Below are 23,066 nucleotides of genomic sequence, written 5' to 3'. Positions count from 1 at the left end.
CGAAAGGAATGATCGTGGAACACCTACTCGCCGTCGCGGTGAAGCACTCATGACGACCACCCGCATGGAAGCCGCCGACGCCTTCATCGCCAAATGGCGCGGCGTCACCGCCTCGGAGCTGTCCACCGCGCAGAGCTTCGCGCTGGACCTGTGCCGGCTGCTCGACGTGGAAGCGCCGCACCCGGATGCCGAGCAGCAATACATGTTCGAGCGGCCGGTCACCTTCAGTCACGGCGACGGCAGCAGCTCGGCCGGACGCATCGACTTGTACAAGCGCGGCTGCTTCGTGCTCGAAGCGAAGAAGCTCAAGGCACCCACCCACACCAAGGGCTTCGACGACGCGATGCTGCGCGCACGCAGCCAGGCCGAGCAGTACGCCCGCGCGCTGCCGGCCAGCGAGGGCCGCCCGCCGTTCCTGCTGGTGGTGGATGTGGGCAACCGCATCGAGCTGTATGCGGAGTTCAGCCGCTCCGGCGCCACCTACACGCCGTTCCCCGACCCGCGCAGCCACCGCATCGCGCTCGACGAGCTGCGCGAGGAAAAGATCCGCGCGCGCCTGCGCACGATCTGGACCGACCCGCTCGCGCTCGACCCCAGTCGCGAATCCGCCCGCGTCACCCGCGAGATTGCCGCGCGGCTCGCCACCCTGGCGCGTAGCCTGGAAGCGGCCGGCCACCGCGCCGAGGCGGTCGCGCAGTTCCTGATGCGCTGCCTGTTCACCATGTTCGCCGAAGACGTGAAGCTGCTGCCGAGCGACAGCTTCCGCGACCTGCTGCTGAAATACGCCGACCAGCCCGACACCGCCATGCGCATGCTCGGCCTGCTCTGGCACGACATGGACAAGGGCGGCTTCAGCGGCGCCATCGCCAGCGAGGTGCTGCACTTCAACGGCAAGCTGTTCAAGCAGCCCGACACGCTGCCGCTCACCCGCGAGCAGGTCGCGCTGCTGATCGAGGCGGCCAAGGCCAAGTGGGAACACGTCGAGCCGGCCATCTTCGGCACCCTGCTCGAACGCGCGCTCGACCCCGGCGAGCGGCACAAGCTCGGCGCGCACTACACCCCGCGCGCCTACGTCGAGCGGCTGGTGCTGCCCACCGTGATCGAGCCGCTGCGCGGCGAATGGAGCGACGCCCATGCCGCCGCGCTCACCCTCGCCGCCGAAGGCAAGGCCGACGAGGCGGTGAAGACCCTGCGCGCATTCCACCACCGCCTGTGCACGGTCAAGGTGCTCGACCCTGCCTGCGGCAGCGGCAACTTCCTCTACGTCACGCTGGAACACCTGAAGCGCCTCGAAGGCGAAGTGTTCAACGCGCTGGACGAACTCGGCTACCGCCAGACCGGCCTGGCGCTGGATGGCGAGCGCGCCGACGCGCTCGGCGGCGAAACCGTCGACCCGCACCAACTGCTCGGCATCGAGCTGAACCCGCGCGCCGCCGCCATCGCCGAAGTGGTGCTGTGGATCGGCTACCTGCAATGGCACTACCGCACCCGCGGCGACATCAACCCGCCGCAACCGGTGATCCGCGACTTCCGCAACATCGAGAACCGCGACGCGGTGCTGGCCTACGACCGCATGGAGTACGTGCTCGACGAACGCGGCGTGCCGGTCAGTCGCTGGGACGGCGTGAGCATGAAGCCCTCGCCCGTCACCGGCGAGGACGTGCCGGACGACAGCAAGCGCGTGCCGCTGGAGTGCTACGTGAACCCGCGCAAGGCGGCGTGGCCGGAGGCGGATTTCGTGGTGGGGAATCCGCCGTTTATTGGCAACAAGCGGATGCGTGCGGCGTTGGGTGATGGCTACGTCGAAGCGTTGCGCGGTGCGTGGCCGGACATGCCCGATTCCGCCGATTTCGTCATGTACTGGTGGCATCACGCTGCCGTGTTGACGCAGCGCGGCGCGCTGCAACGCTTCGGCTTCATCACCACGAACTCGATCAGCCAGACTTTCAACCGCCGCGTCATCGAAGCCGCATTGTCTTCTTCCCTTCTCCCGGAGGGAAAAGGAAAGGCTCGGCCGCTGTCCCTGGTGTTTGCTATCCCCGATCATCCGTGGGTGGATACGGCAGATGGCGCGGCAGTTCGAATTGCGATGACCGTTGGACAAGCCGGAACCCAGCCAGGCCGGCAGGTCTCGCTTTTAGGCGAAACTGAAGGGTCGACCGGTGAATACGAGATCGTCACCCATACAAAACTCGGAACGATTCACGTCGACCTGACCGCTGGAGCCAACGTTGCTGGCGCCACACGCCTTCGCGCGAACCGCGGCCTCTCGGGTCAAGGAATCAAATTGGTAGGTGACGGCTTCTACGCGAACGATGGCGATACGTTCCCTGAGATAAATCCAGTAACTGGCTTGCCTGTTGGACGCTTGATGGTTGGGCCCAAGGATGTGCTCAATGGAACAGGAGGACGTCTCGTCATCGACTTCTTTGGCATGACAGAACAACAAGCGAGGGCAACTTCGTCGGCGGCGTATCAGAAACTTTTGACCGAGGTGAAGCCGATCCGCGACCAGAACGCGCGTCCTTCCATACGCGAGCAATGGTGGAAGTTTGCCTGGGATCGGCCGGTGATCCGAAACGGACTAAAGGGGCTCCGACGCTACGTTGCAACTTTAGAAACTACCAAGCACCGGGCTTTCACGTTCGTGTCAGCGGATCGGCTCTGGGACGGCTCCTTGTTTGGAATTGCCATCGACGACGCTGCCCTCTTTGGCGTGTTGTCGAGCTGTGTTCACACCACGTGGGCACTAGCAGCAGGTGCAGACCTAGGGCCGACTCCACGCTACAACAACACGCTTTGCTTCGATCCCTTTCCATTCCCGAAAGTGATGATCGAGCAACAACAAACCCACCTGTCTAACCTCGCCGAACAACTCGACGCCCACCGCAAACGCCAGCAGGCTGCGTACCCCGACCTCACTCTCACCGGCATGTACAACGTGCTGGACAAGCTGCGCAGCGGCGAGCCGCTGACGGCGAAGGAGCGGGTGATCCACGAGCACGGCCTGGTCTCGGTGCTGCGCCAGCTGCACGACGAAATCGACGCGGCGGTGCTCGATGCCTACGGCTGGGGCGACCTGTTGCCGCCGCTGCGCGTGGCGCACGGTAATGACGCGCCCGCCGATGGCGCCAGCCGCGACGAGGCGAAGCGCGCCTTCGACGAGGCGATCCTCGAACGGCTGGTGGCGCTCAATGCGGAACGCGCGGCGGAAGAAGCGCGCGGCCTGGTCCGCTGGCTGCGCCCCGCATTCCAGCACCCGACCGCGCAGGCGGCACCGGAGCAGGCCGAGCTTGCCGCCGGGCAGGGCGGGGACGAAGCCGCTGCACCGGCCGCCGCGGCCAAGCCGCTGCCGTGGCCGAAGGACGCGGTGGCCCAGGTGCGTGCCGTAGCCGACGCGCTCGCCGCCAGTCCGGTCGCGCTCGACGCGGACGCGCTGGCGACCCGCTTCACCGCCCGCGGCCCGTGGAAGAAACGCCTGCCGCAACTGCTCGACATGCTGGTGGCGCTGGGCCGCGCCCGCGAACAGGACGGCCGCTACAGCGGCCGATGACGGTACCGGGCGCTGCGTCAGCGGCCACCACGGCAGCGGACATCATCAACCCGGCGGGATGGCCGCCGGGTCCATCCAGAACGCTTCCCATACGTGGCCATCGGGATCGGCCAGGCTGCGGCTGTACATGAAGCCGTGATCCTGCGCGGGGTTGATGTCGGCCGTGCCGCCGTTCGCCGCGGCCGTGCCGTTCATGGCATCGACCGCGGCGCGGTCGTCGAGCGAGATCGCCAGCATCACTTCGCTGGCGCCTGCGCTCGGCAGCGGCCGCTCGGTGAAGCCGCGCCATTTGGCGTGGGTGAGCAGCATGACGTGGACGGCCTCGCTCCACACCATGCACGCGGCGGTGTCGTCGCTGAAGTGGGGGTTGTTCGCAAAGCCGAGGGATGCGTAGAAGGCCATCGACTTCTTGAGGTCGGCGACCGGCAGGTTCACGAAGATCATCTTGGGCATGGCGGGGTTTTCCGGTGGTGGGGGATACGGAGAGCGGCGCTGCTCGTCTCCCGTAAGACGATTGGCGGGCGGCGATTTCGACACGGCGGGCGAAGGTTGCCGCCGCCCGGGCTGCGTCGTCGCCGAGCCACGTTCAGCGGTCCCGCACATCCGGCATCGCCACGCCCAGCTCGCGGCAATGGCGTTCGTACTCCGCCAGTTGCGTGCTGGCCGAGGCGCGGGCGGTCACCGCACCGCCCGGGCCGAGGAACTCGACCGTGCCCATCACGATCACCAGCGCCAGCATCGGCTCGTCGCCGACGATCTTCCACCAGTCGGTGTTGCCCGGCGGCTCGTAGACGTAGTCGCCCGGGCCGATCAGCTCGCCGGTGCACAGCTTGCGCGTGCCGCTGAGGTTGTACGCGTGGATCTCGCCGGTATGCCGATGCAGCGGCATCACCGTGCCCGGTTCCATGCGCAGCAGCTCGACGAAACCGCGGTCGCCGGCGAAGAAGCGCAACGGGCTGGACGACTTGCCGGGCGTGGAGGAGGGCACCCAGTGCCGCGCGGCGGCGGTGCTGAAGCGGGCGGGCAGATAGTCGTGCAGGCGGGCGGAACGATTCATGGCGTGTCCTCAGGCGGCGATGGCGGCGAGATAGCGTGCGAACGAGGCATCGACCGCCGCGCGGCCGCCGCCGATGATGTTGCGGCCCCAGGTGAAGCCGTAGACGTCCTCGAAGTCGCAGCCGGCCAGGCGCGAGCGCATGCGGTGCACGTCGGCCGCCGGCATCGGCATGAAGTTGGGGTAGCTGTGCATGAACGAGACGTGGCGGCGGTCGCTGGCGACGTGCGGCGCGTCGCCGGAGAACAGCGCGCCGCCGGGTCGCGGCCCGTTCTTCCAGTGCAGCACGGTGCTGCCGGGAAAGTGGCCGCCGCTGTTGATCAGGGTCACCGCGTCGGACAGGCGGTAGACCTCGCCGCGCCAGAACTGCACGTTCGGCGACGGCCGGCGCACCCAGTCGCGGTCCGCCTCGTGCAGCAGGATCGGCACGTTGCCGAACGCCTCGCTCCACTCCAGCATCGAAGCGTAGAAATGCGGGTGCGAGATCGCGATCAGGTCCACGCCGCCGCGCGCCTTCAGGGCGGCGACCGCCTCGTCGGTCACCAGGCTCAAGGCTTCCCACAGGATGTTGCCCGCGTCGGTGGGCAGGTACAGCGCGCGCTGGTTGATGGCGAAATCCGGCGCCAGGCCGATGCCGAGCACGCCGGCTTCGTCCTGCAGGCGCAGCGTGTGGGTGGCTTTCAGGGCGTCGTGCGTCGTCCAGGTCTGGCCGCGCGCGCCGACGTATTGGCGCTCATCCTCGCAGACGGCGCAGTGCGTGGGGACGTTCGGGTATTGCGTGCCGCAGGTTTCGCAGATGGCGTTTGTCATGGTCTGGCCTCGCTTGGGGCGGGGTGGTGCCCGCCGGCTTTTCGACTCGGGAACGGCGGGCGGTGCCCGCCGTACGGTGCCGACTCTAGGCATAATCTGGACCTGTGATTGACCCATTCCCGAGAGATTCCATGGAACCAGTTTTTCCGTTCCCCGTGCTGCTGCCGCGTGGCTCAGGCACGCTCACGCAGGCGCTGCACCAGCAATTGCGCGCGGCGATCCTGGACGGCCGCCTGCCACCACACGCCGCGTTGCCCGCCACGCGGAAAGTGGCCGAGGCCCTGGGCGTGGCGCGAAATACCGTGGTCGCCGCCTACGACCTGCTGATCGCGGAGGGTTACCTGGCCCCACGTCAGGGCGCCCGGCCGCGGGTCGCCGAGTTCGTTCGGCGGCGATCCAGGCCGGTGCACACGGGCGCGGACGAATCGCGTTTCGCGCCGGCATGGCGCACGCCGTTCCTGCAGCCGTCGCCGGCGCGCAGCCTGCCCGAGCGAAATTTCCGTCTGGGCATTCCCGACCACCGCCATTTTCCGCACGAGGTCTGGCGCCGGCTGATGGCGCAGACGCTGCGCCAGAGCGCGCGCGAACCGTTCGCCTATGCACCGTCGCAAGGCATCCCTGCCTTGCGCGAGGCGATCGCTCAGCACGTCGCGTTCACCCGCGCGGTGGCCTGCGGCGCCGACGATGTGATCGTCACCTCCGGCGCGCAGCAGGCGTTCGACCTGATCGCCCGCCTGCTGGTCACGCCGGGGCAGACGAAGGTGGCGGTGGAGGAACCGGGCTACCCGCCGGTGCGCGCCGCGTTCGCCGCCGCCGGCGCGCAACTGGTGCCGCTGCCGGTGGACGACGAGGGCCTGTGCGTCGAGCGCCTGCCCGACGACGTGCGCATCATCAGCGTCACCCCGTCGCACCAGTCGCCCACCGGCGTGGCGATGTCGCTGCGTCGGCGTGCCGACTTGCTCGACTTCGCGCGTCGTCGCCATGCGGTGATCGTGGAGGACGACTACGACGGCGAGTTCCGCTTCGGCGACCGTCCGCTCGATGCGCTGCAAACGCTGGACCGCGACGGCCTGGTGTTCTACGTCGGCACTTTCTCCAAGAGCATGTTTCCCTCGCTGCGCAAGGGCTTCGTGGTGGCGCCGGCGTGGGCGCGCAGCGGGCTGGTCACCGTCAAGCACTGCGTCGACTCGCATTGCGACGGCATAACCCAGGCCGCGCTTGCCGCCTTCATCCGCGACGGCCACCTCGCGCGGCACGTGCGCCACATGCGGCCGATCTACGCCGAGCGCCGCGCGGCCCTGCTCGACGCGCTGCAGGGTGAACTCGGCCGCTGGTTGCAACCGATTCCCTCCGAAGCCGGCCTGCATCTGGCCGCGCGATTCCGCGATCCCGCGCGGGCGGCCCGGCTCATGCCGATCATCCTGCGCCACGCCGTCGGCGCCGAATCCACCGCCAGCTACGCGATGACGCGCACGATCGAGCCGGCGGTGACGTTCGGCTACGGCGTGATCGATCCGCACGCCATCACCAGGGCGTTCGCCCAGTTGCGCCGCGCCCTGGCCTGAAGCGCTTGCGGCCACCGGGGTGGCCGTGCATCATCGCGCGGCACGCGTCGGCGGATACGCATCGAGGCGGCTTTTCGCCGCGACAGGCTGGCGAGGGAACGGGGGAAGGGGATGGGAAGAAGGATGTGGGCGATGGTGGCCGCCGTGCTGCTTGGCGGCTGCGCCACGGGCTATCACTCCGACAAGGGGGTGATCCGCGGTTACACCGGCGGTTACTGGGAGCAGCCCGGCCCGGGTGAACTGCTCAAGGTGGGTTTCTCCGGCAACGGCTACATCGACCGCGACACTACCCACGCCTATCTGATGTACCGCTGCGCCGAGCTGGCGCTGCAGCGGCACAAACGGTATCTCCGCCTGTACGAATCGCTGCCGGATGCCATCCGCGACCGCCCCACCATGGACCTCACCGTTGGCCGGGTGGCGGGCGACATGGGCGACTGGGTGTTCGTGCTGTTCGACCAGGACTACTCCGCCGGCGACCTCGACGCGGGCGAGATCGAGAAGCGCTACGTCTCTTATGTCCATGCACAGGCAGGCCACCGATGAGCGCCGATCACGTCACCCGCCGGCTGCTGACCGCCGTGGCCGCTGCCGTTCTTGGCGGCTGCGCGGGGCTGCCGATGTACCAGCCGGCGGCCGGCCAGCCGCTGGCCACGATCAAGCTGTCGCCGAACCTGGCCAGCCAGGCGATGCCGCTGAGTTTCTGCGATGGTCGCCGGTGCTACGACCTCAAGAGCAGCCACGGCGAGCTGCAGGTGCCGACGGGCGAGCGCCTGATGCTGTTCAAGGTGCTGGTGGCCAGCGGCTACCAGCGGATGTATTCGTGTTCGCCCGACCTGACCTTCGTGCCCTATCCGGGCGTGGTCTATTACGCGGACTTTGCGTTGCGCGCGGAGCACTGCGTGCTGGGCCTGTATCGCGATGCGCCGGCCAGCCGCGTGGGCATCCTGTTCGAGCCGACCGTGCGCGCGGTGCCGCACAAGCACGCCGGTTGAACTGCCGGCGGCGCCGACCGTGTGCGCGCCGCCCGGGCAGGCGATACTGGCCGCCCCTGGCGACCGGAACCGTACCATGACCTCACGCGTGATCCTTGCCGCGCTGCTCGCCGCGCTCGCCTTGCCGGCACTGGCCCGGGCCGATGCCGTGTCCGACCTGCGTGCCACCTTGGGCAAGCTGCAGCCGGCGCAGCCGCTGCTGGCCACGGCGCGCGTCAGCAGCACGGTGAAGAAGGAAGACGGCAAGATCGAGCGCGCGCAGCTGCAGCTGGGCGTGCGCAGCGGCACCGATGGCCTGGAGCTGCATTTTTCGCCGGAGCTGCTGCAGCGTGCCGCGGCCGAGGCGGCGGTGAACGCGAAGAACAAGGATGCGCCGACGCCGGTGCAGGACCTGCTCGGCCAATTGAGCCCGGTCAACGTGCAGCCGATGGTGAATTACGCGCCGGTGCTGCTGCGCCAGCTCGACGGCGCGACCCTGGCCAGCCAGCGCGACGACACCCGCAACGGCAAGCCGGCGCGCCTGCTGGTGTTCGACGTGCCGATGCCGCCGTCAGCGAACAAGGAGATGTCGGTCAAGAAGTACGTCGGCCAGCTCAGTGTGTGGCTGGGCGCCGATGGCGTGCCGGTGGCGGTGCGCAACATGCTGGCGATCAAGGGGCGCAAGCTGCTCATCAGCATCGAGTTCGGCACCACCACCGACTACGCGTTGCAGCAGGTCGGCACGCGCCTGCTGGCGGTGTCGCGGCGCACCGAAGAAAACCACTCCGTGTTCGGCCACGACGGCAGCAGCGTGACCGAGGCGGTGCTGGCGCCGACGGCGCCGTCGGTGCATTGACGGGACCGCGAACGGCGTTCCTTCGGCTAGTCACCATCCGCGGCTCGGCTCGCGCGTCGTCGCCATCTGCGGCATAGTTCCCGCGGGGGTGTCCATGCAATCGACCGGGCAGGGCGACGACGACAAGAGGCTTCATCGGTATGCCACCGTCGGGGTGCTGCGCTGATGCGCCCGGCCGGCCGATGCGGCGCGAGGCGCTGCCGCGGGTCCTGTGCGGCGACTCGGCCGCTGCGGCGTGGTCGCCGTCAGCCCACTCTCGAACCCCGCGAAAACCGATCCGGGTCCGGACGTCCAAACGATGCCGGGTGGCGCGGATGCGTGGACTGCGACATGGTATCCACACTGCAACCGCTGCAGGCGGCACGATGGTCGCGCGCGAGTCGGGCATTGGCCCGGGTTCGTGCTGCCGGTGGCCAGTGCGGCCGATGCATGAATTTTCGTGGTGTCGCCGAAGAAGGCGGCGCCCGATCGAGGCCGGCAGCAATCCAGCGCACGGTCAGGCAATGGCGAACCACCGCAACACCCACCTGTAAGGAGATGGACGATGAACACCCGTTTTGAACGTACCGGCCCGCTCACCGAACTGACCAGCTACCCTCAATGGGCGCAGGACATGGTGGCCGATTGCGAAGCCGCCAAGCAAGGCGTCGTGCGGCACGAGATGTGGGACCTGATGAGGGAGGCTTCGCTCAGCCAAACGGCGACGCGTCACTTCATGGTCGGGATCTGGCCGGTGATCGAGCGTTTCCCGGCGTACATGGCGCTGAGCCTGCTCAAGACCCGCTTCGGCCGCAGCCCCGGCGACAACCTGGCCCGGCGCTGGCTGGTGCGCAACATCCGCGTGGAGCAGAACCATGCCGAATACTGGCTCAACTGGGCCGAAGGCGCGGGCGTTGAGCGCGAGGACGTGCTGAACGGCCGGGCGCCGCACGGCACCGGTACCCTGGCGGACTGGTGCGAGGAGATTTGCGCCAGCGGTTCGCTGGCGGCGAGCATCGCAGCCACCAACTATGCCGTCGAGGGGGCCACCGGCGAGTGGTCGCAGCGCGTATACGAAAGCAAGGCCTATGCCGAGAGCTTCGCGCCGAAGGAACGTGCCGGCAGTTTGCGCTGGCTTCAACTTCATGCCGCTTATGACGATACCCATCCGTGGGAGGCGCTGGAGATCGTCTGCACGTTGATGGGGACGACCCCGGCCGCGCACGACGTGGAACATATTGCCAGTTGCATCAAGCGCAGCTATGTAAGCATGCGCATCAGCATGGATCATTGCATCGGCACGCGTTACGAGTTGGAGGCCCTGAGGGAAGCCGCCGCCTGACGTACCGAACTGCAGCAACCAAGGAGCACGCAGTGGGTCACAAGGCACCAGTCATGGTAGAAGGGGCATGATGCGCACTTCCCGAGCCACCTTGCAAAAGCCATTGTCGCGGCGACTGATGCCGCTGGCGTATGCGCTGATCGCGATGGTGGGGCTGATGCTGGCCTTGACCTGGGGCGCGTTGCAGATCCAGATCACTCTCGCCGGTTTCCTCAACGGCGAGAGTCTGTGGTCCAAGGCGCAGAAGCAGTCGGTGATCGACCTGGAAGCCTATGCGATCAGCGGCGACGCCGCGGACCTGGCCGGCTTCAGGCGCCACTACGCGGTAGTGCTCTCCGATCGCTGGGCCCGCGACGCGATCGCCTCGGGCCAGTTCGACCACGACAAGGTCGCCCAGGCGTTCGCCCGGGGCAGCGTGATCCCCGATGCCATCCCCGGGATGATCTTCATCCTCCAGCATTTTTCGTCGGCGCCGCATATCAGCGAGGCGCTGCGCGCCTGGTACTCGGTCGACGACGCCATTACCGAGCTGGACGAGATTGCCGGCGAGTTGCAACGCGCCTACGCGGCCGGTGGCCTGCCGCCGGCCGAGCAGCTTCGCCAACGCAGTCGCATTCATGAGCTGAACCGATTCATCGAGCCGCGCACCAACGTCTTCTCGCTCGAGGTGGCGCGTGGCGCCTCGTGGGTCGGCAAGCTGCTCTTCGGTGGCGTGGTCGCGGTGACCCTGGTCGCCGTGCTGCTGTGGCTGGGCATGGCGCGGCGCATCCTGGAAAGCATCCGCGGCAGCGAGGAGCGCTACCGGCTGCTGTTCGACAGCGCCGCCGACGCGATCGTGATGATCGACGAAGGCAGCGGGCGCATCCTCGACGTGAACCGCACGGCGGCGGCCTGGACCGGGCGCAGCGCGAAGGAGCTGATCGGCGACCGCTACGTGCACCTGTTCCTGCAGCCGCTGGCCGGCCAGCAGGCGGGGCGTGCCGCCACCAACGCGCTGCTGGCCGCCGACGGCAGCTCCCGCCCGGTGGAGACCCAGACCAGCGTTGCCAGCTGGGGCGAGTTGCCGGTGTGCCAGGCGATCATCCGCGACATCTCCGAGCGGGTGGCGATGGAACAGGAGCGCCGGGTGGCGGCCGAGGCGCTGGCCAGCATCGCCGAGGGCGTGGTCATCGCCGACGCGCAGCAGCGGATCACCTCCACCAACGCGGCGCACACCGAGCTGACCGGCTTCAGCAGCCTGGCGCTGCAGGGCCGGCGGCTGGGCGACACGCGCCGCCTGCCGGACGGGCGTGCGCTGCCGAAAGCCATCTGGGACGAGGTGGCCGCCGGCGGCAACTGGATCGGCGAGGTGCTGAGCACCCGCGCCGACGGCACGACCTATCCGGAACACTTGAGCCTCAGCGCGATCCGCAATGGCGACGGCCACGTGACGTATTACGTGGCGGTGTGCACCGACATCCACGAGGCCAAGGCCAACCAGCGCCGGCTGGAACACCTGGCCCGGCACGATCCGCTCACCGGCCTGGTCAATCGCGCCGAGTTCGAACGCTACTGCAGCGAGGCGATCGCCCAGGCCGAGCGCGAGCGGCTGGCGGCGGTGGTGCTGTTCATCGACCTGGATGCATTCAAGATCGTCAATGACAGTTACAGTCACGCGATCGGCGACCGCTTGCTGGTGAAAGTGGGCGAGCGCATCAGCCGGCAGCTCTCCGACGGCGACGTGGCCGGACGCATCGGCGGCGACGAGTTCACCGTGCTGCTGCCGCGACTGAGCCTGCGCGAGGATGCGCGGGCGATCGTCAACCGGTTGCTGGCGACGCTGTCCGAGCCGCTGGTGCTGGACGATTACGAGGTCGTGCTCACCGCCAGCATCGGCGTGGCCGGCTACCCGCTGGACGGCAACGACGCGGCCACCCTCATCGCCAACGCCGACGCGGCGATGTATGCGGCCAAGACCGAGGAGCGCAACGCGTTCCGCTTCTACACGCCGATGATGCATGCCGACAACCGGCGCCGCCTGCAGCTGGCGACCGAACTGCGCCAGGCACTGAGCCGGGGCGAGTTCCGCCTGGTGTTCCAGCCCAGCATCGAGCTGGGCAGCGGGCGCATCGTTGCGGTGGAGGCGCTGCTGCGCTGGCAGCATCCGGAGCGCGGCGAGGTACTGCCCGGCGAGTTCATCCCGGTGGCGGAGAGTCTGGGCCTGATCCGGCGCATCGACGAATGGGTGCTGCAGGCCACCTGCGCCCAGATCCAGGCCTGGGACCTGGCCGGCGTGCCGCCGATCCGCGTGGCGGTGAACATCTCCGCGCGCTGGTTCGGCCATCCATCCTTCGTCGACGGGGTCAGCCGCACCTTGCAGTCGCGCCGCGTGTCGCCGCACCGCCTGCTGCTGGAGATCACCGAGAGCGCGATGCTGCGGCTGGGCGACGACACCCAGCGCACCATGCAGACGCTGGACATGCTGAACATCGACGTGGCCATCGACGATTTCGGCACCGGCTACTCCTCGATGGCGTACCTCAAGCTGCCGGCCGTCACTTACCTGAAGATCGACCGCTCTTTCGTCACCGGCCTGCCCGGCGACGCCAACGACGCGGCGATTACCGAGGCGATGCTGGCGATGTCGCGCAGCCTGGGCCTGGTCACCATCGCCGAAGGCATCGAGACCGAGGCGCAGCACGAGTTCCTGCTGCGCGCCGGTTGCGTCGAGGGACAGGGCTACCTCTACTCGTATCCGTTGCAGGCCGAGGAAATCCAGGCGTTGCTCAGCCCCAACCAGCAGAGCGGCTCCCCCCGTCTGCGATTGGTGCCGCCACGGCGCGGTTGATCGGCATGCGGCGCGTGGCATCGACTCGGCTGCTTTGACGTGCATCAGGGCAGGCCCAGGCGTGGCGCGCGACACTGGCGGCAGTCCAGCCAGCCCGCATCCCCATGTCCAGCAACCCTTCCATCCCGGACGGCAGCAAGTTCACCAGTCCGCAGGGCACGCGTGCGGTAAAGGGCGGCCAGAAGCCCAACGCACACAGCCATGAGCCCGACGTCAGCCGCAAGCCGCCATGGCTGCGCGTGAAGCTGCCCAGCGGCGCGCATTACGAGGAAGTGGCCGATATCGTGCGCACGCACCAGCTCAACACCGTGTGCGCCGAATCCAAGTGCCCCAACATCGCCGAGTGTTGGGGCCGCGGCACCGCCACGCTGATGCTGATGGGCTCGGTGTGCACGCGCGCGTGCAAGTTCTGCTCGGTGTCCACCGGCAACCCGAACGGCTGGCTCGACCCGCTGGAGCCGGCCAAGGTGGCCGACGCGGTGGCGCTGATGGGGCTCAAGTACGTGGTGCTCACCTCGGTGGATCGCGACGACCTGGCGGACGGCGGCGCCGCCCACTACGCCGCCTGCGTGAAGGCCATCCACCTGCGTTCGCCCGACACCGCGGTGGAGGCGCTCACGCCCGATTTCGCCGGCAACCATGCCAGCGTCGCCACCGTGCTCGACGCCGGCCTGGCCACCTACGCGCAGAACCTGGAAACCGTGCGCCGCCTCACCCATCCGGTGCGCGACCCGCGCGCCGGCTACGAGCAGACCCTGGACGTGCTGGCGTTCGCCAAGCGCCACGCGCCCAGGACGCTCACCAAGACCAGCCTGATGCTGGGCCTGGGCGAAACCGACGCCGAGATCGAGCAGGCGCTGGACGACATGCGCGCCGCCTGCGTGGACGTGGTCACCCTGGGCCAGTACATGCGGCCCAGCCCGCACCACCTGCCGGTGGAGCGCTTCGTCACCCCGGACGAATTCCGTGCCTATCGCGAACTGGCGCTGGGCAAGGGTTTCGTGGAAGCGGTCGCCGGGCCGTTGGTGCGTTCGAGTTATCGCGCCGAACGCGTGCTGGAGCACAACAACCTGGGGCTGTGACCCGCGGCGCGACGGCAGGTCCATGGGGCCTGCCGCAGGGCGCGGCCTACAGCGGCGCGCAGTGGCGGTTCAGCCACTCCAGATCGGCGTCGGCCAGCAGCGGGCTGAGCGCGGCGCGGACGTTGGCGTGGTAGTCGTCCAGCCAGGCGCGCTCTTCCGGGTTGAGCAGGTTCGGTTCGAGCGCGCGGCGATCGAACGGGCACATCGTGAGTGTCTCGAAGGCGAGGAATTCGCCGAACTCGGTGCGGTCGGCCTCGACCACCACGGCCAGGTTTTCGTGGCGGATGCCGTGCCGGCCGGGCTTGTACAGGCCCGGCTCGATCGAGCTGATCATGCCCGGCTCCAGCGGCACCAGTGCGCCGCCGGGCACCGGTGCGCGGATGCCGTGCGGGCCTTCGTGCACGTTGAGGAAATAACCCACGCCATGGCCGGTGCCGTGGCCGTAATCCATGCCCGCCGCCCACAGCGGCGCACGCGCCAGCGCATCCAGTTGCGGGCCGCTGGCGCCTTTGGGAAAACGCGCGCGCGACAGCCCGATCATGCCCTTCAGCACCAGCGTGGCATCGCGGCGCTGCTCGGCGGTGGTCTCGCCCAGGGCGAGCACGCGGGTGATGTCGGTGGTGCCGCCGAGGTACTGTCCGCCCGAGTCGATCAGCAGCAGGCCCTTTGCCTGCAGCGTGCTGTGCGACTGCGGCGTGGCGCGGTAGTGCGGCAATGCGCCGTTGGCCTGGTAGCCGGCGATGGTGGCGAAGCTCTCGCCGACCCAGCCGGGTTGGGCCGAGCGTTCCTCGTGCAGCAGCGTGTCCACGTCCAGCTCGGTCAGCGTCATGCCGGCGGCGAGCCGCTGTTCCAGCCGGCGGAAACCGCGCACCAGCGCCGCGCCGTCGCGGCGCATCACGTCGCGGACATGGTCGAGTTCGGCGGCGCTCTTGACCGCCTTGAACGCCGTGCTGGGGTTGGGCGCCTCGATGCGTGTGACCTCCGGCGCGATTGCCGCGGCGATCGAGCTGACCACGCGGCCGCTGTCCAGCAGCAGGCGGTCGTCCGCGCCCAGCTCCGGCAACGCCGAGGTGATCGAAGCGTAATCGGCGATGCCGATGCCGTCGGCGGCCAGTGCCGCGACCAGCGCATCATCGAGTTTGGCGCGGCCGACGAACAAGGTGGCGCCGGCGTTGGCCTGTACCAGCAGGTGGGCGAGGAACACCGGGTTGCACTCGACATCGCTGCCGCGCAGGTTGGTCAGCCAGGCGATGTCGTCGAGGCTTGACACCAGGTGATGGCTGGCGCCGAGCTTGCGCATCGCCTTGCGCAGGCGCGCGAACTTTTCCGCGCGGGGGATGCAGGCCCAGGCCAGCGCGTGCTCGACCACCGGCGACGCCGGCAGGGCGGGGCGATCCGTCCAGATCTCGCCCGGCAGGTCCAGGTCGGTGCGCACGGTGGCGCCGGTCTCCGCCAGCCGGTGTTCGATCTGGTGCCGGGTGGCGACAGCCACGCTGTCCCCGGCCACCGCCAGCACGTCGCCGTCATGCAGTTGCTGCTGCAGCCATTCCAGATGCTCGGGCGTGTGCGGTACGCGCAGCTTCATCAGCGCGACGCCGCTGCCGGCCAGCTGCTGCTCGGCCTGCGCGAAATAGCGCGAGTCGGTCCACAGCCCGGCCTGCTCGCGACCGACAATGAGCGTGCCGGCCGATCCGTCGAACCCGGACAGCCATGTCCGTGCCGACCAGTGCGCCGGCAGGTACTCGGACAGATGCGGATCGGCACTGGGAACGAGCACGGCAGCGACGCCGTGCTGCTGCATGGCCGCGCGCAAGGCGGCGAGACGGGCGGGGACGGGATTGTTCATCCTGTCATGCTAGCAGGCGCCATCTGCCGTTTTCATGCACGCGCTGCCCCGGAAATGAACCGATGGGGTCGATTTTTCGCACGCCATCTCGCCGTCGGACGGTTCTGCAGCTAAAATGCCAATTTCCCGCACGGCTGCTTTCCATGACCCCCCTGATTTTCGTCACCGGCGGTGTGGTGTCCTCGCTTGGCAAGGGCATCGCGGCGGCGTCGCTCGCCTCCATCCTCGAAGCGCGCGGCCTCTCGGTCACCATGATGAAGCTCGATCCCTACATCAATGTGGACCCGGGCACGATGAGTCCGTTCCAGCACGGCGAGGTCTACGTGACCGACGACGGCGCCGAGACCGACCTCGATCTTGGCCACTACGAGCGCTTCGTGCGCACCCGCCTGTCCGGCAAGAACTCGATCACCACCGGCAAGATCTACGAGGCGGTGATCCGCAAGGAGCGTCGCGGCGATTACCTCGGCGCCACCGTGCAGGTGATCCCGCACATCACCGACGAGATCAAGCACTGCATCCACGAGGCCACCCGCGGCTTCGACGTGGCGCTGGTGGAGATCGGCGGTACCGTGGGCGACATCGAGTCGCTGCCGTTCCTGGAGGCGATCCGGCAGTTGCGCATCGAGCACGGTCCGGAGAAGGTGGTGTTCATGCACCTGACCCTGGTGCCGTACATCAAGGCCGCCGGCGAGATCAAGACCAAGCCGACCCAGCACTCGGTGAAGGAGCTGCGCTCGATCGGCATCCAGCCGGACATCCTGCTGTGCCGCTGCGAGGAGCCGCTGCCCGAGGCCGAACGGCGCAAGATCGCGCTGTTCACCAACGTGCCCGAATCCGCCGTGATCAGCGCGGCCGACGTCGACGTGATCTACAAGCAGCCGCTGTGGCTGCACCAGCAGGGCCTGGACGACATCGTGGTGAAGAAGCTCGGCCTGGCCGCCAAGCCGGCCGACCTGTCCGAGTGGCAGCGCACGGTGGACGCGGTGGAGCACCCGAAGGACGAGGTCACCGTCGCCATCGTGGGCAAGTATGTCGAGCACAAGGACGCCTACAAGTCGCTCGGCGAGGCGCTGCGCCACGGCGGCATCAAGCAGCAGACACGGGTCAACCTGGACTGGATCGACTCCGAGCAGGTCGAGGCCGAAGGCGCCGCCAAGGTGCTGGGCAAGGCCGACGCCATCCTGGTGCCCGGCGGCTTCGGCAAGCGCGGCTTCGAGGGCAAGGTGCTGGCGGCGAAGTACGCCCGCGAGCACGGCGTGCCCTATTTCGGCATCTGCTACGGCATGCATGCGGCGGTGGTGGATTTCGCCCGCCACGTGGCTGGCCTGACCGACGCCGATTCCAGCGAGAACGACCGCAACACGCCGAACCCGGTGATCGCGTTGATCACCGAGTGGACCACCGCGACCGGTGAAGTCGAGCAGCGCAACGACCGCTCCGACCTGGGCGGCACCATGCGCCTGGGTTCGCAGGAATGCCGGCTCAAGGCCGGCACGCTGGCGCGCGCGATGTACGGGCAGGACGTCATGCGCGAGCGCCATCGCCATCGCTACGAGTTCAACAACCGCTATCGGCAGACGTTCGAGGACCTGGGCCTGGTGATCTCCGGCAAGTCGATGGACGACCTGCTGGTGGAGATCGTCGAACTCCCGCAACAGCAGCATCCGTGGTTCCTCGGCTGCCAGGCGCACCCGGAGTTCACCTCGACCCCGCGCGACGGCCACCCGTTGTTCAGCGGCTTCGTGCGCGCGGCACGCGAGTACAAGGCCGTGCGCGTCGGCGAGAAGCTGGCGCCGGTGCAGGCGACGGCATGACGCGGCAACGCGACACCCTCGTGGCTGTCATTCCCGCGAATGCGGGCATGATGGAATCAAGAACGCTTTGAACGGGAAAGAGTCATGAAGCTTTGCGGATTCGAGGTCGGCCTCGACCAACCCCTGTTCATGATCGCCGGCCCCTGCGTGGTGGAATCCGAGCAGCTGCAGCTGGACACCGCCGGCATGCTGAAGGAAATCACCGCGCGGCTGAGCATCCCCTTCATCTTCAAATCCAGCTTCGACAAGGCCAACCGCTCCTCCGGCGAGAGCTTCCGTGGGCCCGGCCTGGAAGAGGGCCTGCGCATCCTGGGCGAAGTGAAGCGCCAGATCGGCGTGCCGGTGCTCACCGACGTGCACGAGTACACGCCGATGGACGAGGTGGCATCGGTGGTCGACGTGCTGCAGACGCCGGCCTTCCTGTGCCGGCAGACCGACTTCATCCAGAAAGTGGCGCGTGCCGGCAAGCCGGTAAACATCAAGAAGGGCCAGTTCCTGGCGCCGTGGGACATGAAGCACGTGGTGGCCAAGGCCAGGGCCGTCGGCAACGACCACATCATGGTCTGCGAACGCGGTGCCAGCTTCGGCTACAACAACCTCGTCTCGGACATGCGCTCGCTCAGCGTGATGCGCGAGACCGGTTGCCCGGTGGTGTTCGACGCGACGCATTCGGTGCAGTTGCCGGGCGGGCAGGGTGCCAGCTCCGGCGGCCAGCGCGAATTCGTGCCGGTGCTGGCGCGCGCGGCGGTGGCGGTCGGCGTGGCCGGCCTGTTCGCCGAGACCCATCCCGATCCGAGCAAGGCGCTGTCCGACGGCCCGAATGCGTGGCCGCTGGGCAAGATGGAGGCGTTGCTGGAAACCCTGCTGGAACTGGACGCCGTGACCAAGCGCCACCGCTTCCTCGAACAGGACGTGTGACCACGCCTGCAGGAGCCCGCTCGCGGGCGATGCTGTTGGGTCGGGATGACCGGACGTTCGTCTGCTGAGAGCGGGGATTCGGGATCTGTAAAAGCATCGCCCGCGAGCGGGCCCCTACGACAACACTTCACTGACGGATAACCATGACCACTCTGATCACCCGCATCCACGCCCGTGAAATCCTCGACTCGCGCGGCAACCCCACGCTGGAAGCCGAAGTCACCCTGGCCGGCGGCGGCTTCGGCCGCGCCGCGGTGCCGAGCGGCGCCTCCACCGGTTCGCGCGAGGCGGTCGAGCTGCGCGACGGCGACAAGTCGCGCTACGGCGGCAAGGGCGTGAAGAACGCGGTAGCCAACGTCAATGGCACCATCGCCGATGCGCTGAAGGGTTTCGATGCGGCCGATCAGAAGGGCCTCGACGCCAAGCTCGTTGCGCTGGACGGCACGCCGAACAAGGGCCGGCTGGGTGCGAATGCGCTGCTCGGCGTGTCGATGGCGGCGGCGCACGCGGTGGCAGCTTCGCGCGGCGAGCCGCTGTGGCAGTACCTGTCGCACGGCAAGCCCGGCGCGTTGCCGGTGCCGATGATGAACATCATCAACGGCGGCGCGCACGCCGACAACAACGTCGACGTGCAGGAGTTCATGATCCTGCCGGTCGGCATGCCGAGCTTCGCCGAGGCGCTGCGCGCCGGCGCGGAGATCTTCCATGCGTTGAAGAGCGTGCTGCACGGCCGTGGCCTCGCCACTTCGGTGGGCGACGAGGGCGGCTTTGCGCCGAACCTGCGCTCCAACGTCGAGGCGATCGACACCATCCTCGAAGCGATCAACAAGACCGGCTACAAGGTCGGCAGCGAGATCCTGCTCGGCCTCGACGCGGCCAGCTCGGAGTTCTACAAGAACGGCAAGTACGACCTCGCCGGCGAAGGCAAGCAGTACAGCTCGGCCGAGTTCGTCGACCTGCTCGCCGGCTGGGCGAAGCAGTATCCGATCGTCACCATCGAGGACGGCATGGCCGAAGGCGACTGGGACGGCTGGAAGCTGCTCACCGACGCGATCGGCGAGCGCGTGCAGGTGGTCGGCGACGACCTGTTCGTGACCAACCCGGCGATCTTCCGCGAGGGCATCGAGAAGAACATCGCCAACGCGATCCTCATCAAGGTGAACCAGATCGGCACGCTGTCCGAGACGCTGGAGGCGATTGCCATGGCCGACGCGGCGAAGTACGCGGCGGTGATCTCGCACCGCTCCGGCGAGACCGAGGACACCACCATCGCCGACATCGCGGTGGCCACCACGGCGACCCAGATCAAGACCGGCTCGCTGTGCCGCAGCGACCGCGTGGCGAAGTACAACCAGTTGCTGCGCATCGAGGAGGCGCTGGGCTCGGCTGCGCGCTACGCCGGTCGCGAGGCGTTCCCCAACCTCGGCCGTTTGCCGGGCTGAGCGGGACACGCCGCCATGCTGCGTTGGATCGCCCTGCTGTTGTTGCTGCTGTTGGTCGGCTTGCAGCTGAAGCTGTGGTTCGGCAGCGGCAGCATGCAGGAGGTGGACAGTTTGCGCATCGCGGTGAACAAGCAGACCGGCGACAACGCGCGCCTGCAGAAGCGCAACCAGGCGCTGGCCGCCGACGTGCACGACCTCAAGCATGGCGACCAGGCGGTCGAGGCGCGCGCGCGTACCGAGTTGGGGTTGATCAAGCCCGGCGAGGTGTTCTACCAGGTGGTCGAGCCCGCGCGCGCGGGCAGCTCGCCGGCCACGGCCGCATCCGCTGCGCGCGGCTCGCCATGACCGGCACCACGTTGTGGTGCGTGGTGCCGGCGGCCGGGCGGGGCGTGCGGGCCGGCGGCGACTTGCCCAAGCAATACCAGTTGCTGGCTGGCCGGACACTGATCGAACACACGCTGGCGCGCCTCGCCGCGCATCCGCGGATCGGCGGCCTGCTGGTGACGCTCGCGGTCGATGACCGGCACTGGCCGGGCCTGCGCGACGTGTGCGGCAAGCCGGTGCTGACCGCTGTCGGCGGCGCGCAGCGCAGTGAATCGGTGCTGGCCGGGCTCGACGCGCTGCCTGCGGGTGTCGGCGATGCGGAGTTCGTGCTGGTACACGATGCGGCGCGTCCCTGCGTGCGGCTGGATGACATCGGCCAGCTGATCGAGCGGGGCGGGCGAGGCGACGGCGGCCTGCTCGGTGCGCCGCTGCGCGATACGCTCAAGCACGCCGACGTGAACGGATGCGTCGCGCGCACCGAACCGCGTGAGTCGCGCTGGCGCGCGTTCACGCCGCAGATGTTCCGGCGTGGCCCGTTGACGGCGGCGCTGCGCGATGCGCATCAGCGTGGCGTGGACGTCAGCGACGAGGCGATGGCGATGGAGCTGGCCGGGTTCTCGCCGTTGCTGGTCGAAGGCGCCGAGGACAACATCAAGGTGACCACGGCAGCGGATTTCGCGCTGGCGCAGTTCCTGCTCGCAAGGACAAGTTCATGAGGATAGGCAGCGGTTTCGACGTGCACGCGTTCGGCGAGGGTGACCACCTCGTGCTCGGTGGCGTGCGCGTGCCGCACGATCGCGGCGTGGTGGCGCACTCCGACGGCGATGTGGTGATCCACGCGCTGTGCGACGCCATCTTCGGCGCGCTGGCACTGGGCGACATCGGCCGTCATTTCCCGCCCACCGACGCACGCTGGCGCGGCGCCGACAGCCGCCAGTTCCTGCGCCATGCGGCAATGCTGATGGCGCAGCATGGCTACGCCTTGGGCAACGCCGATGTCACCGTGATCGGTGAGGCACCGAAGGTCGGTCCGCATGCGCAGGCGATGCGCGAAATTCTCGCTGCCGACCTGGCCTGCGACATCGGTTGCGTCAGCATCAAGGCCACCACCACCGAAAGGCTCGGTTTCTGCGGCCGCGGCGAGGGCATCGCCGCGCAGGCGTGCGTGCTGCTGGAGCGCGCATGACCGAGATCGAGGCCCGCAGCGTCGCCAACCGGCTGCACGATCGGCTCGACACCATCGTCGAGCTGCTGCATCGTCACGAAGGCGACGGCCGCCTGCCCGCGGACGTGCTGGCGGACCTGCGCCAGCAACTGGACGAGCTGCACCCGGCCGACATCGCCTTCGTCCTCGAATCGCTGCCGCTGGACGAGCGCCTGGCGGTCTGGCAACTGGTCAAGGCCGACCGCGACGGCGAGATCCTGCTGGAAGTGTCCGATGCGGTGCGGGAATCGCTGATCGCGGACATGGATCGCCACGAGATCCTCGCCGCCGCCGAAACGCTGGACGCCGACGAACTGGCCGACCTGGTCGAAGACCTGCCCACGGCGGTGCTGCCGGAGCTGATGGCCAGCCTCGACTCGCAGCAACGCGAGCAGGTGCAGTCGGCGCTGTCCTACGAGGAGGACCAGCTCGGCGCGCTGATGGACTTCGAGATGGTCACGATCCGCGAGGACGTGAGTCTCGAAGTGGTGCTGCGTTACCTGCGCCGCTGGGAAGAACTGCCGCCACAGACCGACAAGCTGTTCGTCATCAACCAGGACAACCTGCTGACTGGCGTCCTGCCGCTGCACTGGCTGCTGGTCAATTCCCCCGAGCGCATGGTCAGCGAGGTGATGGCGCCGGACGTCAACACCTTCCACCCCACCGACGACGCCTACGACGTGGCGCAAGCGTTCGAGCGCTACGACCTGGTGACCGCGCCGGTAGTGGACGAGCGCGGCCACCTGATCGGCCGCATCACCATCGACGCCATGGTGGACGTGATCCGCGAGGAGAGCGAAAGCGAGGCGCTGGGCCGGGTCGGCCTGCGTGAGGAGGAGGACATCTTCGCCTCGGTCTGGGCCAGCCTGCGCAACCGCTGGCTGTGGCTGGCGATCAACCTGATGACGGCCTTCATCGCCTCGCGCGTGATCAGCTTGTTCGAGGGCTCGATCGAGCGCCTGGTGGCGCTGGCCGCATTGATGCCGATCGTGGCCGGCATCGGCGGCAACTCCGGCAACCAGACCATCACCATGATCGTGCGCGCGCTGGCGCTGAACCAGATCAGCGCCGACAGCGCGCGGCGCCTGTGGCGCAAGGAGATGGCCGTGGCGCTGCTGAACGGGCTGGTGTGGGGTGGCGTCATCGGCATCGTGGCGTGGCTGCTTTACGACAGTGCCTCGCTGGGCCTGGTGATGACCGCGGCGATGACGCTGAACCTGTTGCTGGCGGCCTTCGCCGGCGTCGGCATCCCGATCTGCATGACCCGCTTCGGCCGCGACCCGGCGCTGGGCTCCAGCGTGCTGATCACCGCCATGACCGACAGCGGCGGCTTTTTCATTTTTCTCGGACTGGCGACGGTGTTCCTGATGTAATCGTCACCCTTCCGGCCCGGTTTCAGGTTGTCGAACCCGAGCGTGGCAGGACGTCATTCCCGCGAGGCGCCATGCAACGGCCGAAGGGCCGGTCAAGCGG

19 protein-coding genes are annotated in these 23,066 nt (G+C 68.3%); 15 read left to right on the top strand and 4 right to left on the bottom strand.

Annotated elements, in window-relative coordinates; genetic code table 11:
* Positions 1–49 precede the first annotated feature (49 nt).
* Positions 50–3,553: a class I SAM-dependent DNA methyltransferase gene (locus ACVCL9_RS06355; protein ID WP_447099558.1), complete on the top strand. Its 3,504-nt coding sequence runs from the start codon at positions 50–52 to the stop codon at positions 3,551–3,553.
* Between the two features lie 45 nt (positions 3,554–3,598).
* Here ACVCL9_RS06355 and ACVCL9_RS06350 read toward each other — a convergent pair whose 3' ends face one another.
* The 3 genes from ACVCL9_RS06350 to ACVCL9_RS06340 form a co-directional block, all read right to left on the bottom strand.
* A complete protein-coding gene (locus tag ACVCL9_RS06350) occupies positions 3,599–4,006 on the bottom strand; it encodes a VOC family protein (RefSeq protein ID WP_395118929.1) in 408 nt (135 codons plus the stop codon).
* Positions 4,007–4,139: 133 nt separating this feature from the next.
* Positions 4,140–4,610 (bottom strand): cupin domain-containing protein, encoded by a 471-nt coding sequence (locus ACVCL9_RS06345; protein WP_447098733.1) that lies wholly within the window; start codon positions 4,608–4,610, stop codon positions 4,140–4,142.
* A 9-nt stretch (positions 4,611–4,619) separates the two neighbouring features.
* Positions 4,620–5,417, bottom strand: a complete 798-nt coding sequence (locus ACVCL9_RS06340; protein ID WP_447098734.1) for an MBL fold metallo-hydrolase — start codon at positions 5,415–5,417, stop codon at positions 4,620–4,622.
* A gap of 131 nt (positions 5,418–5,548) precedes the next feature.
* On the opposite strand from ACVCL9_RS06340, the gene pdxR reads away from it, so the two are divergent.
* From pdxR to lipA, 7 genes are all read left to right on the top strand, one after another.
* Complete coding sequence (gene pdxR / locus ACVCL9_RS06335; RefSeq protein ID WP_447098735.1) at positions 5,549–6,982, top strand: MocR-like pyridoxine biosynthesis transcription factor PdxR; 1,434 nt, start codon at positions 5,549–5,551, stop codon at positions 6,980–6,982.
* A 132-nt stretch (positions 6,983–7,114) separates the two neighbouring features.
* Positions 7,115–7,528 carry a CC0125/CC1285 family lipoprotein gene (locus tag ACVCL9_RS06330; protein ID WP_447098736.1) on the top strand — a complete coding sequence of 138 codons (414 nt, stop codon included), beginning with the start codon at positions 7,115–7,117 and terminating at the stop codon, positions 7,526–7,528.
* Complete coding sequence (locus tag ACVCL9_RS06325; protein ID WP_395118920.1) at positions 7,525–7,977, top strand: hypothetical protein; 453 nt, start codon at positions 7,525–7,527, stop codon at positions 7,975–7,977. The genes ACVCL9_RS06330 and ACVCL9_RS06325 overlap by 4 nt, the downstream gene beginning before the upstream one ends.
* A gap of 76 nt (positions 7,978–8,053) precedes the next feature.
* Positions 8,054–8,812 carry a hypothetical protein gene (locus tag ACVCL9_RS06320; protein ID WP_447098737.1) on the top strand — a complete coding sequence of 253 codons (759 nt, stop codon included), beginning with the start codon at positions 8,054–8,056 and terminating at the stop codon, positions 8,810–8,812.
* Between the two features lie 544 nt (positions 8,813–9,356).
* A complete protein-coding gene (locus ACVCL9_RS06315) occupies positions 9,357–10,133 on the top strand; it encodes a TenA family transcriptional regulator (RefSeq protein WP_447099447.1) in 777 nt (258 codons plus the stop codon).
* A 70-nt stretch (positions 10,134–10,203) separates the two neighbouring features.
* On the top strand, positions 10,204–12,960 hold the full coding sequence (locus ACVCL9_RS06310) for a putative bifunctional diguanylate cyclase/phosphodiesterase (RefSeq protein ID WP_447099448.1): 2,757 nt from the start codon (positions 10,204–10,206) through the stop codon (positions 12,958–12,960).
* A 104-nt stretch (positions 12,961–13,064) separates the two neighbouring features.
* Positions 13,065–14,042 (top strand): lipoyl synthase, encoded by a 978-nt coding sequence (gene lipA, locus ACVCL9_RS06305; RefSeq protein WP_447098738.1) that lies wholly within the window; start codon positions 13,065–13,067, stop codon positions 14,040–14,042.
* A gap of 46 nt (positions 14,043–14,088) precedes the next feature.
* On the opposite strand, the gene ACVCL9_RS06300 is transcribed toward lipA, so the two are convergent.
* A complete protein-coding gene (locus tag ACVCL9_RS06300) occupies positions 14,089–15,888 on the bottom strand; it encodes a M24 family metallopeptidase (RefSeq protein WP_447098739.1) in 1,800 nt (599 codons plus the stop codon).
* Between the two features lie 143 nt (positions 15,889–16,031).
* Between ACVCL9_RS06300 and ACVCL9_RS06295 the strand changes: the two genes are divergently transcribed.
* From ACVCL9_RS06295 to mgtE, 7 genes are all read left to right on the top strand, one after another.
* Positions 16,032–17,705, top strand: coding sequence for a CTP synthase (locus tag ACVCL9_RS06295; protein WP_447098740.1), 1,674 nt, complete (start codon positions 16,032–16,034; stop codon positions 17,703–17,705).
* 84 nt (positions 17,706–17,789) lie between these two features.
* Positions 17,790–18,623 carry a 3-deoxy-8-phosphooctulonate synthase gene (kdsA, locus tag ACVCL9_RS06290; protein WP_395118894.1) on the top strand — a complete coding sequence of 278 codons (834 nt, stop codon included), beginning with the start codon at positions 17,790–17,792 and terminating at the stop codon, positions 18,621–18,623.
* Positions 18,624–18,766: 143 nt separating this feature from the next.
* Complete coding sequence (gene eno / locus ACVCL9_RS06285; RefSeq protein WP_447098741.1) at positions 18,767–20,065, top strand: phosphopyruvate hydratase; 1,299 nt, start codon at positions 18,767–18,769, stop codon at positions 20,063–20,065.
* Positions 20,066–20,080: 15 nt separating this feature from the next.
* The gene (gene ftsB, locus ACVCL9_RS06280; RefSeq protein ID WP_395118890.1) at positions 20,081–20,410 is read left to right on the top strand and encodes a cell division protein FtsB; all 330 of its coding nucleotides are present in this window, start codon (positions 20,081–20,083) and stop codon (positions 20,408–20,410) included.
* Positions 20,407–21,105 carry a 2-C-methyl-D-erythritol 4-phosphate cytidylyltransferase gene (gene ispD, locus ACVCL9_RS06275; RefSeq protein ID WP_447098742.1) on the top strand — a complete coding sequence of 233 codons (699 nt, stop codon included), beginning with the start codon at positions 20,407–20,409 and terminating at the stop codon, positions 21,103–21,105. The genes ftsB and ispD overlap by 4 nt, the downstream gene beginning before the upstream one ends.
* Positions 21,102–21,575, top strand: a complete 474-nt coding sequence (gene ispF, locus ACVCL9_RS06270) for a 2-C-methyl-D-erythritol 2,4-cyclodiphosphate synthase (RefSeq protein WP_447098743.1) — start codon at positions 21,102–21,104, stop codon at positions 21,573–21,575. The genes ispD and ispF overlap by 4 nt, the downstream gene beginning before the upstream one ends.
* On the top strand, positions 21,572–22,966 hold the full coding sequence (mgtE, locus tag ACVCL9_RS06265) for a magnesium transporter (RefSeq protein WP_395118885.1): 1,395 nt from the start codon (positions 21,572–21,574) through the stop codon (positions 22,964–22,966). The genes ispF and mgtE overlap by 4 nt, the downstream gene beginning before the upstream one ends.
* The last annotated feature ends 100 nt before the right edge of the window (positions 22,967–23,066 follow it).

This window comes from Rhodanobacter sp. UC4438_H5 (assembly GCF_052978405.1).
Note: the sequence above shows the minus strand (reverse complement) of the source record. Positions and strands in the feature narration are given on the sequence as shown.